This window comes from Vibrio sp. 2304, from assembly GCF_033339475.1.
In the GTDB taxonomy this organism is placed as follows: Bacteria; Pseudomonadota; Gammaproteobacteria; order Enterobacterales; family Vibrionaceae; genus Vibrio; species Vibrio alginolyticus.
The window spans coordinates 350,463-366,819 of sequence record NZ_JAWOUQ010000004.1; the positions used below are offsets into that span (position 1 = coordinate 350,463).

The following is a 16,357-nucleotide window of genomic DNA, read 5'->3' on the forward strand; positions in this document are numbered from 1 at the left end:
AGTAAGAAATGCGTACACTGACGTTATCTTTGTTTACAGGACGTGTTATGTCTGTTTGGTTTTTCGTTGCCATCTCTTTGATGGGCTTGTTCATCGTCCTCTTATCACTGAGTGCATCAAAAGTGAAACCTACCCAATGGTTCGGCTTTTGTCTGTTAGTGCTTGTCATAACCAGTGCAAGTTTCTTATTGCTGCATCAAACTCCGCCTAAACCAATACAAGCGGAAATGTCACGAATGATGACTGCTCGTGACATCATGAAAGAGATTCAAGACCAGTTGCGTGAAGATCCGAACAACGCTGAATTGTGGTTCCAACTCGGGCAGGGCTACCTGCTAGAGGGGGAATTTGATGGCGCGCTGATTTGTTTTGATTACGCGATCCAGCTGACTGAGCCAGTCAGTGCCACGCAACTTGCCGCAAAAGCGACGACCTTGTACTACATTCACCAGCAATCAATGACGCAAGAAGTTAGCTTGCTTTTGGAGCAAGCTTTGCAGATAGAACCGCACAATGAAGCCGCTTTGTCTTTGATCGCAAATGATCATTTTCTGTCATTCCGATTTCAGGAAGCGATTGATGCCTGGGTACTATTATTAGATTCTGATGATCCAAATTTAGATAGGGTGCAAATCATTAACTCTATTAACAAAGCAAAAGAGCTGTTGTAAGCGTACAATTTAACAAGCAATAGAGGGAAAGGTGGGCAACGAATGAAAAATAAAGCACTAAGCATATTGGTTTTGCTGTGCGGCTCTGTGCTGGCGGGTTGTAGCTCTTCCGATCATTCTGGCTCTTCCTCTACGGTTTATTATTCATCGGGTTACTACGACCCGTGGTGGTACGATCATGACGACTACTGGATTTATTACTATCCGGGCTGTTGCGATAACGACGATGAATACAAAGAGAAACTGGAAGAGTGGTGGAATGGTTTAGATGAAGACCAACAGCAATCCATCAAAGACAAAGTCGAAGATTGGAAAGACGATGATATGTCCGCCAATATCGATAACATGAAACGCCAACTCGACGATCATTGGCAATCACTGCCAGACGAGCAAAAGCAAGAGATTCAAACCAAGTGGGAGAATCGTCCGGAGCGTATTGAGCCAGCGGCTTTACAAGACAAAGCGGTAAAAGAAAAGGTTCAACAAAGAAAAGCACTGCCGGAAACGAAGATCCAGCGCCCAGTTGCTCGCCCAAATGTGCAGATGCCTAAAGCACGTCCAAATATTCAACCTAGACCTAGACTTCCTCGTCGCTAGTACATTCGATTTTTACTCTCGATAAAATCGAGGATGAAGAAATAAAGAAAAGGGGCGTTCAGTACGCCCCTTGTTGTATATATAGATTAACCTCTGCCAGTTAGACTAATACGTGGCTTCACGCTCAGCCGCTGCTTTATCCCATTCTGGTGCCACCGTTTCTAGGAAGTGTTTCTTATCTGCGTTCATCTTTTCCATATCCATGCCCAGTGCTTGTTGTGCTTTCGCTTTGGTCGAGATATCTGGAATTTGAACAGGATCAGTAATGCCTTTGGTTGCCAGTAAACGAACCAATTTGGTACGGGCGTCAGCAGCGCGATCAACTGCAGTACCTAGTACTTCAAGTGCTATCTCAGGAGCATGCATGTGGACACCGTGAGAAGCAATCGCGTAGTCCCAACGCCATTGTGCATGGCGAATATCTTGTAGGATAGGTTCCATCTCTGCTTCTGTTGCACCTGCTTTCCACGCTGCGCCTGCTTCAAAGTGTGCCGCTACGATTTGCTTCTCGGCGGTTAGCTTCATGTTCAGTACTTGCGCTTTGCGAGTCGAGACGATGCCTTGTAGCTGCTCTTTAGTTTGGGTATGGCATTGCGCACAGGTGTCTTCAAAACGATCAAATGGGTTACCCACTTTGTGGTCTGTGTACACCGTACCGTCTTCTTTGGTCACTTTAGGCATGTGGCAGTCCACACACACCACTTTGTTTTTACCATGAATACCCGCTCTCCAAGTTTCGAAACCCGGGTGTTGTGCTTTTAGCATCGGCGCTTTAGATACGGCATGCGTCCAATCTTTGAAATTCAACGCGTCGTAGTATTTCTCCATGTCATTAACGGTGGTGCCCATATCCCATGGGAATTTAACCGCTTTAGTTGGGCCGGTGAAGTAGTATTCAACGTGACATTGAGCGCAGACCGATGCTTGCTTATCTAGGCGAGACTGTTCATCAAAGTTTTTACCAATAGTATCAAAAGCACGCTCGACGTATGGGCGAGTCAGTGCTAGCGCAGGTTCGCCTTTCTTGAAGGCTTCAGAGCCTGTGTTGTGGCAATCGGAACAACCGATAGGGTTGACGATTTCTGAGCCTAAGCGTGCCCATTTACCTTCGAAATAACCATCTTCACCACGTTCATCAATCACGCGAGCAACGTCTGGGCTTTTACAGCTCCAGCACGCCATCGGCATAGGCCCGGACTTCTCGTCGGTTGGTGCGCCGGTACGTAAGGTTTGGCGAACATCATCAAGTGCGTAAAAGTGACCGCGCGCTTTGTTGTAGTCTTTCGCGAAGCCATAACCTGCCCACAGGATAACCATGTTTGGGTCTTCACTTAGAGCATCTTCAATGTGCTCACTTTCGGATGTTGCTTTCCAAGAATGGTATTGATCAGGGTGGTTCTGTTCAAAGACATCGTTACGAGGATCGATAAAATCCTTCTCTTCTGCCGCTAACGGAGCGTCAACCAAAAATAATTGGCTGGCGAATAAGGTCGCAACCGCAATAGGTGCGCTCATCCAGTGTTTTATGCTCACAGTGTTATCTCCATATTCGTTTTTATTAGCAGCGTTGTGAGGAGCTATTCCAAATAAGAACTGGAGATCTACGATTAATAATATTGCTTAATTGGATAGATGAAATAGTGAGTGAATCTTGTCTTGTTTTAGATCAATTTACACCAGTGATCTCAGTCATGTTTGAATTCATATACCTCTAAAGTGGTAGTTGTTAAGTCATTGTTCTGCAATGCTTTGGGTTTTTAACCTTTTTAAAAATAGGGTGATTTAGTTCGCTTTTTGAGCAGGCGTTTCTACCCCTTATGAATAATAGAGGTATTATAAATATAGGTTTAGCGTTGTGGCTTTCCGAGATAAGAATTGATGTCATTTGAAGATCTAAAAAATATCTTCAGAGGAAATTAATTGTCGCTCAAATAAATAATTGAGAATAGTTATCAATTATTATCGAGCTAAGGAAAGAACAATATGGGCAATATAAAATTGACCATAGAGACAATGCTGAAACTTCTCTTCGTCTTTGCCATCTATGGTTTCTCCATCGCCGCCCATGCGACTTCTTCAGAGCCGATTGAAGGTGCTCAAGCTGAGCGTCATCAAGTCGAGTTGATCCGTGACCGAGACTACAAGTGTCTGCAATGTCATAAGGATGCCAAAGAGACTCTGAACCTTTCGCATGACCCGCAAGCTCTACTCAGCCAAGGGAAGCAACTTAATTGCACCAATTGCCATAGCAACATTGGTCCCGACCATCGTGAGGGCGCGCCTGATGTAATTAAGTTTTCTGCCGCGCAATCGAAAGAGGTACACGACAAAGTGTTCCTTGATCCAAGCATGATTCTTAAAGCCAACAGCCAATGTGTGGATTGCCATGCACCGACACAACTGAGAGAAAGCCACTGGACGCACGATGTGCACGCCAAAAACCTCACTTGTTCAAATTGCCACGATGTACACGCAGCGAAAACCAAAGCGTTGTCGTACGACAGAAAACAACTGATCAAGCAGTGTGTGGATTGTCACTCTGAATTTGCCGTCGAACCTGAACTTGCCAAAGAAGAGGAGAGATAGCATGAAATGTTCGAGAAGAAACTTTTTAGCCGGCAGCGGCGCGTTGATTTTAACTACAGGCGTTGCAGGCACTTCCGTTGTTAGCTCCTCTCTTTATGCCAGCAACAGTGAACAAGCGAAACGCATGGGTATGGTTCATGATGAAAATGCCTGTATTGGCTGTACCGCCTGTACTGATGCTTGTCGCGAAGTAAATAAAGTCCCTGAAGGCGTGACGCGACTTAAAATTCATCGCAGTGAACCGATTGGCGAATTTCCAGATGTGGAATACCAGTTTACTCGCGAATCCTGTCAGCACTGTGATAACCCTCCATGTGTATACGTTTGTCCAACAGGCGCTGCATACAAAGATGAAGCGACCGGCATCGTGGATGTACACAAAGAGAAATGTGTCGGATGTGGTTATTGCCTTGCTGCTTGCCCTTACCAAGTGCGCTTCTTTAATCCAGTCGATCACTCTGCGGATAAATGTAACTTCTGCCGTGATACCAACCTGGCGCAAGGTAAGCAGCCAGCTTGCGTGGAATCTTGCCCAACAAAAGCACTCATCTTTGGTGATTTAAATGATCCAACTAGCGAGGCGAGCAAAGCTATCGAAAGCCATGTTGTCTATCGCGATAAATCGCACTTAGGTACCCAACCTAAACTGTACAAAATTCCGCATAGCAAAGGGGAGGTGTCATCATGAACGGCTTCGAAAGTGCATTCCACTTTGACTCGTTAGTCTGGGATTGGATCATCGCGATTTACTTATTCCTTGCTGGGATGTCAGCGGGTGCGGTGATGATTTCAATCTATTTGAAACGCAAAGTGATTGAAGGTGATCCCGCAAAAAACGGCATCATGAAAGCGATGGCTTGGCTCGCACCATTTGGCATCATTGCTGGGTTGGTAATTTTGATTTTCCATTTAACCAAGCCTTTAGAGTTTTGGAAGATCATGATCTACTACAACCCAACGTCTGTGATGTCGATGGGCGTGATCTTGTTCCAAGTGTACATGATCGTGTTGTTTGTTTGGATTGGCGTTATCTTCCGCCATCAAATCATCAGCTTCTGTGAAGGGAAGTTACCAAGCAAACTGCTGGATTTTGCCGATGGCATTTTGATTAAGGCGGGGAAAGCCAACAACGCAATTGAATTGTTCTTGGGCTTCTTAGCCATCGTGCTTGCAGCGTACACTGGCTTTCTATTGTCTGCGTTGAAGACTTACCCAATGCTAAACAATCCAGTACTGCCAATCTTGTTCCTGTTCTCTAGTTTGTCCTCGGGCGCAGCAGCATGCTTGATGTTCGGCATCTTGGTGTTTAAAGAGTCGACCTGCAGCCCAAGTGTGTCTTGGGTGCACGGATTTGAACGCCCAGTAGTGTTGTTTGAGTTGTTTGTCTTAGTGACCTTCTTTACTGGATTGATCTTCAGCGGTGGTCAGAACGAAGTCGCGGCTTGGAATGCAATTTCGAGTGGATTCTGGGCTCAATGGTTCTGGGTTGGCGTAGTGTTCATCGGCATGATTACGCCTTTGACTCTCAATTGGTTAACGCCTTCAGAAGTGCGCCACAAAGGCAGTTACGTTTTTGTGGTCACGACGTTGAGCTTGGTTGGCGTACTTATGCTACGTACTTTCATTCTCTATGCCGGTCAAATGACCATAGTGTAAGGGGGAAAAATGGAGGCTGAGCTAGGGTTCTTCTTACTGATATTGGTGGCTGTAACATCGACTTGTGCATCGTTGCTGCATTGGCTACGTCGTGCTATGGGTAAGAAGGCGACATTGCCGCATCAAGTCGCGATGTCCCACATCATTAGCTTAGCTTCCATCATTTGTTTAGCACTTCTGATCGTCTGCTTCGTGCAAGACAACTTCGCGTTGGAATATGTTGTTACGCATTCCAACAGTCAACTTCCCGTGGCGTTCAAAATTGCTGCCGCTTGGGGTGGGCACCAAGGCTCCATGTTGTTTTGGGTCGTCACCTTGAGTTTATGGGCGTCGTTTATTGCATTTAAGTCACCGCTCAACGCCCAATATACTTGTGACTGTTTAGGAATCATGAACGTTCTTATTGCGACATTTGCTTGGTTCACGTTAATGACCTCTAACCCGTTCGAGTATGCCCAAGTATTGGCGTCGGAAGGACGAGATCTAAACCCAATGTTGCAAGATGTTGGGCTTATCATTCATCCACCATTGCTTTATCTCGGTTATGTCGGTTACGCAGCAATATTAGCTTTTGCATTAGCAGCGCTATTGGGTAAACAACCGATGAGCGATTGGTATGTGGTTGCTCGAAGCGCAGCGTTTTTTGCATGGGGAACGCTCACGTTGGGTATCTTGGTGGGATCATGGTGGGCGTACAATGAGCTAGGGTGGGGCGGCTGGTGGTTTTGGGACCCTGTGGAGAACGCTTCTCTACTCCCTTGGCTTACTGGTACTGCTTTGTTGCACAGCGGTGTTGTCGCAACACGTAACAGAGGCGCAATTTGGAGCACCTATGCACTGGCGTTTGCTACGTTCAGCCTAAGCATTTTAGGGACATTCGTGGTGCGCTCTGGCGTGCTGACTTCAGTGCATGCTTTTGCGGTGGACCCAACTAAGGGTTTAGTGCTGCTTGGTGTATTGAGCTTGCTTATCATCATCACTTTTGGCGTATTGATTTTGCGAGGAGAACAACTCCCTCGTTTCAAACTTCAATCTCTAGCGAGCCAAGCTTACACTGCTTATATCGCCAAAGGGCTGCTGGTTATTGCGACTGCCATCGTTTTTCTTGGCACTTTTTATCCGATGGTTTATCAACTGCTCGGCTTAGGGAACATTTCGGTTGGCGCACCTTACTTTAATAGTCTGACCTTTCCATTAAGCATACTGGCTCTGATTGCCTTAGCATTCATGCCAGTGCTGAAATGGACAAAAGGCGCAGTTCCGAGTGGAAGCACTGATATCGCGATTAGTATTGCGTTATCTATAGTCTCTGGGATCGGGTTTATGTTCTCAGTGAACGTACTGCATTTCGAAGTATTGCTAACCATAATATTGGCTACTTGGGTGATTGTGGCGCATCTCGTTATGCTGTTTCGTTGTTCCAATAAGCGCAAACTCATGCCAATCGTGATGGCACATATCGGTTTTGCGCTGGCGGTGAGTGGAGCTGTATTCAACAGTCACTACTCATATGAACACAATTTACGTGTCGAACCCGGCAGTTCTCAACAAAGGGCGGGGATCACTATCGATTATCATGGTATCGAATGGCTGGTGGGGCCAAACTACACCGCGGAACAAGGACAGATCACCTTGCACTTGGAAGATGGCCGCATGCTCAATTTCAACCCGCAAAAGCGTCATTACCCTGTGCGAGTGATGAATATGACCGAGCCTGCGATTCGTTCACTATGGCATGGCGATTATTACGTGACATTGGGTGACAAAGTCGATACTCATGCTTATGCGATTAAAGTTCAGTACCGCGCAGGTATTTGGTGGATATGGTCTGGCGGGCTACTAGCTGTGTTTGGTGCGCTATTAACCGGCCTAAAGAAAAGGAGAGAGGCTATCAATGCGATCGAGAAATACGCTTAAACTCGCAGGTCTGTTTGTGGCTGTTGCCGTGTTTGCTGTAGTAACTGCGGTGGCTTTGTCTGAGCGACCACATGTTGAATTGTCCCCACAACGAAATTTAGATGCACCTAATTTTCGCTCTACTTCTCTGATCTCTGATGACATGGTTTCTGAGCAGTTGTTCAAAAGCGACGGATATAAATTATTGAATGTTTGGGCATCTTGGTGCGGAGTATGCAAACGAGAGCATGAAGAATTATTGCAGTTAGCAGAACTCGGTGTGCCTATTATTGGGCTGAATTATAGAGATCAAAAACAAGCCGCTCGTGAATATTTGAGCTCTAAACGAAATCCATATATTGAAGTAATTAGTGACCCTAATGGAAAGCTCGCTGTGGAGCTAGGTGTTATCGGAACGCCGGAAACTTACTTGATTGATCCAAATGGTCGTATATTGATCAAATATCGTGGAGAGCTAACGGCAGATAAATGGAACGATATATTTTCAGGATACTTGAATGTTTCGATTTAATAATCTTCTCCTCACTTTAATCCTATTTATACTATTTTCTCCTTTCACGAGAAGTGCGGATATAGAACAGAATGTTGATCTGTTTGAATTTCATTCCGTTGAAGTGCAACAGCGTGCAACCTCGTTAGCCAAGGCATTACGCTGCCCGCAGTGTCAAAACCAAAACCTTGTCGAGTCTAATGCACAAGCGGCTAAAGACCTGAGGTTGAAAGTGTATACGATGGCCAATGAAGGCAGCTCAGATCAAGAAATAAAGGACTATCTAGTTGCTCGTTATGGGAATATTGTTCTGTACCAACCACCATTAAATTATTCCACGGCGCTGTTGTGGATCTTTCCTGTGCTATTTTTGATCTTTTTTGTCTTATATTCGATCCGAATGGTGAAGCGTAATTAATGTGACCGTTATTCCACTATTAAAAATAAATTGTGCACTTAACAAGCAGAATGTTATCATTTTTCCGAATTTATGAAGTTTCCAGTATAAAGAAAATAAAAATTTTGAGCTGGATAAGTAATAAAAGAACGAAATAGGTGCACGCAGTGGATTCAGTTATATTACAACTTAAAAAAGACTTCTATTCGCAGATTCGTGCATTGCAATCACCGAACCTGCCTCAAGTTACTTCAACGCTCGCCGTGTTGACCGACGAGGAAATCCAAGAACTCGAAGCAGTTTGGATTGAACTCGCCGTTTGGAAGCGCAGTCAGACCCATTAAAAGATAGACCAAACGACCTTCTTGAAACCCCAGACAAAATTTGTCTGGGGTTTTTTATTGTAGTTTTTTTAAATTGTTATAATATAACAATTGTTCAGTTGGAGAGTGTTTCTCTTTTGCTGTCTTGAGTGGATAACTGCCCTCAATTGTGATCTCTATATTGCAAAATGCGGTATCAGTCCCCATAGTTGAAGAGCAACGAGTAAATCCCATGAATGCAATAACGAAAACGCATCAAGCGCATCAAGCAATAAATCGAGTGAGTATAGATATGGCGGAAGTACGTGCCAGAGTAGATTTTAAAGTCGGGGCAAAAAGTAACATTGATGCCGAAATTCTGTCTTTCCATGGTCTGAAGACAGACAAAGAGCATGTTGCTATTATCTTTAAACAAGCGGACCAAACTCAGGACATGCCTTTAGTTCGTATGCACTCTGAGTGTTTGACAGGCGATGTGTTTCACTCTTCACGCTGTGACTGTGGTGAGCAACTAGAAGAGACGATCAATCGCATGGGCGAGTCCGGTGGTATCATCTTGTATCTCCGTCAGGAAGGTCGTGGTATTGGTTTGTACAATAAGATCGATGCATACCGCTTACAAAGCCAAGGCATGAACACGTACGAAGCTAACAACCATTTGGGCTTTGATGATGACCTGCGTGATTTCACAGAAGCAGCACAAATGCTAGAAGCTTTAGGCGTGAATAAGATCCGCCTCGTGACGAACAACCCTAAGAAAATTCGTGAGTTATCTGAGTACGGAATTGAAATTGGCGAGGTTGTCAATACCTCTGCACATATCAAAGATGGCAACGAAAATTATCTGAAGGCAAAAGTCTCTCACGGAAAACATGACCTAAAGGTTTAATCCTAAAGATAAAACTGACAATAAAGTCTGTGAAAAACCTCATTTTTATGAGGTTTTTTTGTATCTGGAGTTGCAAATAAATTGTAAATTTGTATTATCTCGAGACTAAAGTGCAAATAAGAATAATTAGCACTACCAATACGATAATTGAAAAGCTCAACAAGGATGCTTCAGATGAATGCAAAAAAAGTTTTAGTCCAATCTATTGCTGCATCACTCCTCATTGCCAGTGGTTCTACCGTTGCTGCCACTGTAACTAAACAACAAGTAGTCGAACATTACGCGGACGTTGCCCATGCTGTGTTTGCTGATTCAGTAACAACAGCGAAGGCGCTTGACGTAAAAATCGACGAATTTCTAAAATCACCATCAGCGAAAAAGCTTGAAGAAGTAAAACAAGCTTGGCTAGATTCTCGCGTGCCTTACCAACAGTCTGAAGTTTTCCGTTTTGGTAACGCGATTGTTGACGATTGGGAAGGTCAGCTGAACGCATGGCCACTTGATGAAGGTCTGATTGACTACGTAGCAGCTGATTACCAATACGAATTGGGTAACGAGGGCGCGGCTGCCAACATCATCGCAAACACAAGTCTGCAGATTGGCGCTTCTAAACTGGACGTTTCAAAAATTACGCCAGAATTACTAGCAGATTTAAACGAAGTAGGCGGTTCTGAGGCAAACGTTGCATCAGGTTACCACGCGATTGAATTCTTGCTTTGGGGTCAAGACCTAAACGGCACTAACGCGGGTGCAGGTCAACGTGCTTACACTGATTTCGTTGTCGGTTCTGAGTGTACGAATGGTCATTGTGACCGTCGTGGTGAGTACCTAAAAGCAGCCGCTGATCTACTGGTTCAAGACCTTGAGTGGATGGAAAAGCAGTGGTCTGCTGAAGTGAAAGGTAACTACCGTGAAGAGCTACTAAACGAATCTGCTGATAATGGTCTTCGTAAGATGCTATTCGGCATGGGTTCTCTTTCTCTAGGTGAGCTAGCGGGTGAGCGCATGAAGGTGGCACTAGAAGCGAACTCAACTGAAGACGAGCACGATTGTTTCTCAGACAACACGCATAATTCTCACTACTACAATGAGCAAGGCATCTACAACGTTTACACAGGTACATACAAAAGTGTAAACGGCAAAGAGTTATCTGGTCCAAGTATTGCTGATCTTGTTGCTCAAAAAGATAAGAAAGCGGCGAGCGAAATTCAAAAACAGTTTGATACAACACTTAGCCAAGTTGGTGAGCTAGTGACTTCTGCAGAGAAGAACAACCAGCACTTTGACCAACTTATTGCAGCGGGTAACGCACAAGGCAACGCGCTAGTAAACGACACCATCATGTCGTTGGTAGCACAAACCGGTGCGATTGAGCGCGCGGCAAGCATTGTCGGCATCGACAGCCTAAGCCCTGATACTGCTGACCACGAGTTTTAATAAGAAAACCATAATAAATAAGGGCTCTTTGTGAGCCCTTTTGACGTTTGAGCTCGTTGTTATCACCCTTGTTGTCTATGTAGAGCAATGATATGAAGCCATACCTAATTTCTGCGCTAGCCGCGATCCTTTCTTCTTCTGCCATGGCTTATGATGTTAAGTCTGGTGGCAAAACCAGTGTTAAAAAAGACGGCGCGAATGCCTATTCTCTTCCTGCTGCTAACTTGCCAATGAGCAAACGCCTCGATTTTAGCGTCGGTAACAGCTTTTTCCGCAACCCTTGGGTACAAGCGCCAGCGTCAACAGACGCTCGTGATGGCTTAGGCCCGCTTTTTAACACCAATGGTTGTCAGAATTGTCACATCAAAGACGGTCGTGGTCATCCGCCAGAGAAAGATGATTTACATGCCGTGTCTATGTTAGTGCGCTTAAGCATTCCTGCGATGACGCCAGAACAAAAGAAAGCTTACATCAAAGATGGCGGCATACCTGAGCCGACTTATGGTGGCCAGCTTCAAGATTTCGCCCTGCAAGATCAAACGCCAGAAGGCAAAATCGAAATCACTTACACCGATGTCCCAGTGAAATTTAAAGACGGTACGACGGTGACGCTAAGAAAACCTCATTTGAACGTTACCGATCTGGGTTACGGCGATATGCACCCTGATACCGAGTTCTCAGCACGCGTGGCACCGCCAATGATCGGCCTTGGTTTGTTAGAGAGTATTCCCGACGAAACGCTACTTGCTTGGGCTGATGAACAAGATGCCGACAAAGACGGTATCTCAGGCAAAGTCAATAAGGTGTGGGATATTGAGAAGGACGACTTCTCGATTGGTCGTTTTGGCTGGAAAGCAGGACAACCGACGCTAATGCAGCAAAATGCAGCAGCATTTAATGGTGATGTGGGTCTTACGAGCCATTTATTCCCAAATGAAAACTGTACCTCGAAACAAAGCATTTGTGACGACATGCCAAATGGCGGCAAACCAGAAGTGAGTGAAAATATTCTCGACTTCGTAGAGTTTTACAGCCAGCACTTAGCTGTACCTATTCGCCGTAATGTCAATGATCCTAACGTGAAACTTGGTCAGCAAATCTTTGCTGCGTCTGGCTGTGAAAGCTGCCACAAGACCAGTGTTAAAACGGCGAAACGACCAGAGTTACCAGCGCTTTCTGAGCAGCTTATCCACCCATACACCGACATGCTTTTGCATGACATGGGTAAAGGCTTAGCCGATAACCGTCCGGAATACTTAGCAAACGGCCGTGAATGGCGAACGGCACCGCTATGGGGCATTGGTTATACCGAAGAAGTAAACGGACACACTTACTTTCTACATGATGGCCGCGCTCGTAACCTGATGGAAGCGGTGTTGTGGCACGGCGGCGAAGCTGAAACGGCGAAACAAAATGTTTTAGCTCTGAACAAAAAAGAACGTGATGCTCTCATTGCGTTTCTGAACTCTCTATAAGGAAGCAACCATGAAAAAAACACTGTTAGTGAGTGCGATTGCCGCAACGTTAAGTTTGGTTGGTTGCCAATCGACCATCGGTTCGAGCTCAGCCAAGCCTGAGAGTACAAGTCATATTTCTCAAAGCGTGTACGAGGTTGAGTTTCAATCAGCTCAGACGTTTTTAGCGCAAACCACAGAACTTGAACAGCGCTTCGCGGATTACTGCGCATCAGAGTCGAAAGATGATGCACAAGTAAAACAGCAATGGCATCAAACGATGCTTGCGTGGATGGCATTACAAGGTCAAGAACGTGGCCCTGCTACGGCGTTGGAGCAAAGCTGGAATGTTCAGTTTTGGCCAGATAAAAAGAACACCACTGGTCGTAAAATGTCTGTACTGACGAAATCTGATCAAGCTTGGAGTGCAGAAGATATCTCCACCCAAAGTGTCACCGTGCAAGGTTTAGGTGCATTGGAATGGCTGCTTTACGATAAAGCGTCGACCTTATCTAGCAACGGCAATACTTGTGCGACAGGCGTTTCGATTGCTGAAAACCTTGATGACAAAGCGCAGATCATCGCGGATTCTTGGGCAGAAAACCCTTGGAAATCGCTAGAGATGACAGAATGGGAATCTGAGTACATTTCACTGCTATCGAATCAGCTTGAATACAGCATGAAGAAGTTGAGCCGACCGCTAGCGAAGATTGGTAAGCCTCGCCCGTATTTCTCAGAATCGTGGCGTTCCGAGACCTCGCTTTCAAACTTAAAAGCCAACCTTCAAGGGATGGAAGCGTTGTACTTTGCTAACGGGAATGGTTTAGATGCGCTACTTAGAGAGCAAGGCCATGCAGATCTCGCAGACCGTGTCGTTCATCAGTTTGAAATGGCGTTAGAAACTTGGCCAGAAGATAAGAGCTTGTTTGCTGCACTACAAACAAAAGAAGGCTATCGCATGGTGCTCTCTCAATACAATAAGCTAGAGCAATTGAAGTACCTGATTCACGAAGAAGTGGCGATCGAGCTTGGCGTAGTTATAGGATTTAATGCAACCGATGGTGACTGATCAAACCCGCCGAACCTTGCTGAAAGCCGCTCTATTCGGGGCGGCTATACCTATGATGCCATTTGGTTGTGCTTCAACAAGCTCACGTGAACCTGCGTTGATCGGCTGTTCTATCATTGGTCGAGATAAATTCGCAGCGGTGGTGGCGGATGAGCATGGTATGCCGCTATCTTCATTGCCGATTCCTGAGCGTGGTCACGGTGTAGCAACCAACCAACAAGGCCACGCCGTAGTTTTTGGTCGTCGACCAGGTACTTTCTTCATGGTGTTTGATTATCGCTCAGAGCAGATGATCAAACTGCAACTAGCAACGCCAAATCGTCATTTTTACGGACATGGTGTTTACTCCCATGACGGCACGTTGCTATTTGCCACAGAAGGGGAGAGGGGGACAAGCCGCGGGATCATTGGTGTTTATGATGTGCAGAAGCAATATCAAAAGATTGATGAGTTAACGGGTTTTGGCCTTGGTCCTCATGAAGTGATCATGATGCCTGATGGTGTATTGGCGATTGGCGTCGGTGGCGTACACACTAACGGTCGTGAACCTCTCAATCTTGATAGCATGAAACCCAGCCTGAGTTACCTTTCACAGAAGGGTGAGCTACTGGATCAAGTGTCTTTACCGGATCATAAGTTGAGTATTCGCCATTTAGCTCATGATGGTGCGGAAACCGTGCTTTGTGGGCAGCAATATCGTGGTGAGCCGGACGAGTATCCAGCCTTGATCGCCATGCACACGCGTGGTGGTGAAATGCAAGATCTTCAAGCTGAGCCTGAAGAGTGGGCGCGTTTCAATCATTACGTTGCGAGTATTGCAGCAACCGATGAATGGATCTTAGCCACTTCGCCTCCGGGCAGTTGTTATGGTATATGGTCTAAATCTACGGGCAAATTGGTCGAGCTAAGTGCGTTACCAGATGCCTCTGGTGTTGTGGTCTATGGCGATGAGTTCCGAGTCAGCTCTGGGGCGGGAAAAGTGGTAGAGCAAAGGCCTGAAGAGTCAAAAAATACCTTCGCAAGCGGTGTGCAATGGGATAACCATTGGTCGAGAATTATCTAGAAAGATCATTGAGTAATTACTTATAGAGAGTTTTGTTGTCGTTTTCGGCATCAGATTCTTAATTTTAAACCTGCAAGCTGTGAGATATTTGCCATACTTTTTATTATGGCAAGTAGCGCAAGGATCATTTCAGTGTTTGCTAGGGTTTTAATCATGACGGCACTTCTGGTGCCGTTTTGCAGCTTTTCCACCGTCGTTTCTCTCGAAGCTTCAGCGCAAGTCGAGCAAGAGGGAGCGGTACAAAAGCTGTCTGTAGAAAAAATGATCCATTATCCAGAGGTGATTGATCAACTGTATCAAAGCACCAATTACCGTTTGAACTGGGAAAATGAAAGCGATATTGAGCAGTTTCTTTTTCAAGTAAACCTGGTTGCACTTGCGGATGTCACCGATGAATTCGAAAATCAACTTCACCGGATAAACCAAGTAAGGTGGCAGGGAGATAATCTCGACTTCGATTTAGTGATGACAGATTCACTCTTGATGTACCTTAGTTATCTTGAGCAACTCCCCGAAGAAGGGATTAATTGGCTATTTACAGACAAAGCCCATGTTACGTTACCCGCTCCTAGCATCGATACTTTATCGGTTCTGAGTAATGAGATTACGGTTGGCAAACTTGGTCAGTTTTTGGCAAGTCTCCGGTCTCCATTACAAACAGATGATGCTTTCTACTCCGCCTATTCTTCGCTATCGGAACATTCTCAGTACCAATATCCTGCCTATCAACAAACTGGGCTAGCACGTGTTGGCGATATATTAGAAAACAGACCCCTATTGATTGAGCGAATGGAGATCGTAGGCGTAGATGTTTCTTACTTGGATTTAGTCACTGAAGAATATGACGAACAATTAGAGCTTGCGATAAAAGAGTTCCAGCGTATTCATGGTTTGAAAGAAGATGGCGTTATCGGCCCGAATACCATTCGATGGATCAACTTTTCTCCTCAAGAGCGATTGCATCTGCTGGCGTTGAATTCTGAGCGTTCAAGAATTTGGTCGAAAGAAAGGGATAATGTTGTCTTTGTTAACGTGCCTGGATACGAAGTCACGTATTGGCATGACGGTCAACCCTTGTTTGAGTCTAAAGTTGTGGTAGGGAGAGCATCAAGAAAAACACCCATCATGTCGGTGGCATTGGATTCAGTTATTCTCAACCCAACTTGGAACGTGCCTTGGACTATCATGGTTAAAGACATTATTCCTAAAGTAAAACGTAATCCGATGTATTTGATTAACCATAACATTCAAATCATTCGGTCTTGGACTTCGAACGAAATTATTGACCCTACAACCATCAATTGGGCAACGGTGAATCCGAGAACATTTCCTTATCGTATGCGACAGGCGTCGGGCTTACAAAATGCACTGGGATTGTACAAGTTCAATATGCCTAACCCACAAGCTATTTATTTGCATGACACGCCAAGTAAGAACTTGTTTGAACAGGACAGACGCGCATTCAGCTCAGGATGTGTTCGTGTAGAACATGCAGACCAGTTAGCAGAACTTCTGTTCAAAACTCAGGGGTTGGAAGAACGTTTAGCGAAAAAGCGAGAAAGTTCTCGTCGGTCTAACACGTCAGTTCCTTTGGGAGAGCGCATTCAAGTACACATCATTTATCAAACAGCATGGTTGGAAGAGGGAACGCTTTACTACCGTGATGATATCTATAAGTACGATCACCGCAGTTGAAATTTTTAAGGAAAATTTACAAAACGAAGAATTCTCTTTTCGTTCAATAATTAAGCAATAATTACTGCATCTGAAAATCAAGATGGAGCGTTTTATGCATTTGACGTGACAAA

Annotated in this window: 16 protein-coding genes; 15 read left to right on the forward strand and 1 reads right to left on the reverse strand. The window is 45.1% G+C overall.

Annotation, left to right across the window (positions count from 1 at the left end; all coding sequences use genetic code 11):
• The first annotated feature begins 47 nt into the window (after positions 1–47).
• Positions 48–671: a tetratricopeptide repeat protein gene (locus R7P64_RS11000; RefSeq protein ID WP_213973231.1), complete on the forward strand. Its 624-nt coding sequence runs from the start codon at positions 48–50 to the stop codon at positions 669–671.
• Positions 672–713: 42 nt separating this feature from the next.
• Entirely contained in the window at positions 714–1,268 is a 555-nt protein-coding gene (locus R7P64_RS11005; protein WP_213868127.1) for a hypothetical protein, read from the forward strand.
• 105 nt (positions 1,269–1,373) lie between these two features.
• Here the strand turns inward: R7P64_RS11005 and nrfA are convergent, their stop codons facing one another.
• A complete protein-coding gene (gene nrfA / locus R7P64_RS11010) occupies positions 1,374–2,801 on the reverse strand; it encodes an ammonia-forming nitrite reductase cytochrome c552 subunit (protein WP_158156655.1) in 1,428 nt (475 codons plus the stop codon).
• 450 nt (positions 2,802–3,251) lie between these two features.
• Between nrfA and nrfB the strand changes: the two genes are divergently transcribed.
• The 13 genes from nrfB (at position 3,252) to R7P64_RS11075 (ending at position 16,244) form a co-directional block, all read left to right on the forward strand.
• Positions 3,252–3,854 (forward strand): cytochrome c nitrite reductase pentaheme subunit, encoded by a 603-nt coding sequence (gene nrfB, locus R7P64_RS11015; protein ID WP_009706898.1) that lies wholly within the window; start codon positions 3,252–3,254, stop codon positions 3,852–3,854.
• 1 nt (position 3,855) lies between these two features.
• Positions 3,856–4,542, forward strand: coding sequence for a cytochrome c nitrite reductase Fe-S protein (gene nrfC, locus R7P64_RS11020; protein WP_308386754.1), 687 nt, complete (start codon positions 3,856–3,858; stop codon positions 4,540–4,542).
• Positions 4,539–5,510: a cytochrome c nitrite reductase subunit NrfD gene (nrfD, locus tag R7P64_RS11025; RefSeq protein WP_318118789.1), complete on the forward strand. Its 972-nt coding sequence runs from the start codon at positions 4,539–4,541 to the stop codon at positions 5,508–5,510. The genes nrfC and nrfD overlap by 4 nt, the downstream gene beginning before the upstream one ends.
• Before the next feature lie 9 nt (positions 5,511–5,519).
• Positions 5,520–7,427, forward strand: a complete 1,908-nt coding sequence (locus R7P64_RS11030; protein ID WP_318118790.1) for a heme lyase CcmF/NrfE family subunit — start codon at positions 5,520–5,522, stop codon at positions 7,425–7,427.
• A complete protein-coding gene (locus tag R7P64_RS11035; protein WP_005376839.1) occupies positions 7,405–7,938 on the forward strand; it encodes a DsbE family thiol:disulfide interchange protein in 534 nt (177 codons plus the stop codon). Before R7P64_RS11030 ends, R7P64_RS11035 begins: the two co-directional genes overlap by 23 nt.
• Positions 7,925–8,335 carry a heme lyase NrfEFG subunit NrfF gene (gene nrfF, locus R7P64_RS11040; RefSeq protein WP_053306573.1) on the forward strand — a complete coding sequence of 137 codons (411 nt, stop codon included), beginning with the start codon at positions 7,925–7,927 and terminating at the stop codon, positions 8,333–8,335. Before R7P64_RS11035 ends, nrfF begins: the two co-directional genes overlap by 14 nt.
• 146 nt (positions 8,336–8,481) lie before the next feature.
• Complete coding sequence (locus tag R7P64_RS11045; RefSeq protein WP_020480909.1) at positions 8,482–8,658, forward strand: hypothetical protein; 177 nt, start codon at positions 8,482–8,484, stop codon at positions 8,656–8,658.
• A gap of 271 nt (positions 8,659–8,929) precedes the next feature.
• Positions 8,930–9,526, forward strand: a complete 597-nt coding sequence (locus R7P64_RS11050) for a GTP cyclohydrolase II (protein WP_025767283.1) — start codon at positions 8,930–8,932, stop codon at positions 9,524–9,526.
• A 174-nt stretch (positions 9,527–9,700) separates the two neighbouring features.
• The gene (locus tag R7P64_RS11055; RefSeq protein ID WP_318118792.1) at positions 9,701–10,963 is read left to right on the forward strand and encodes an imelysin family protein; all 1,263 of its coding nucleotides are present in this window, start codon (positions 9,701–9,703) and stop codon (positions 10,961–10,963) included.
• Positions 10,964–11,055: 92 nt separating this feature from the next.
• Positions 11,056–12,438 (forward strand): di-heme oxidoredictase family protein, encoded by a 1,383-nt coding sequence (locus R7P64_RS11060; RefSeq protein WP_318123516.1) that lies wholly within the window; start codon positions 11,056–11,058, stop codon positions 12,436–12,438.
• A 10-nt stretch (positions 12,439–12,448) separates the two neighbouring features.
• Complete coding sequence (locus R7P64_RS11065; RefSeq protein ID WP_213911110.1) at positions 12,449–13,486, forward strand: imelysin family protein; 1,038 nt, start codon at positions 12,449–12,451, stop codon at positions 13,484–13,486.
• Positions 13,467–14,549 carry a DUF1513 domain-containing protein gene (locus R7P64_RS11070; protein WP_262646852.1) on the forward strand — a complete coding sequence of 361 codons (1,083 nt, stop codon included), beginning with the start codon at positions 13,467–13,469 and terminating at the stop codon, positions 14,547–14,549. The genes R7P64_RS11065 and R7P64_RS11070 overlap by 20 nt, the downstream gene beginning before the upstream one ends.
• Positions 14,550–14,702: 153 nt before the next feature.
• A complete protein-coding gene (locus R7P64_RS11075) occupies positions 14,703–16,244 on the forward strand; it encodes a L,D-transpeptidase family protein (RefSeq protein ID WP_005376852.1) in 1,542 nt (513 codons plus the stop codon).
• Positions 16,245–16,357: the final 113 nt, after the last annotated feature.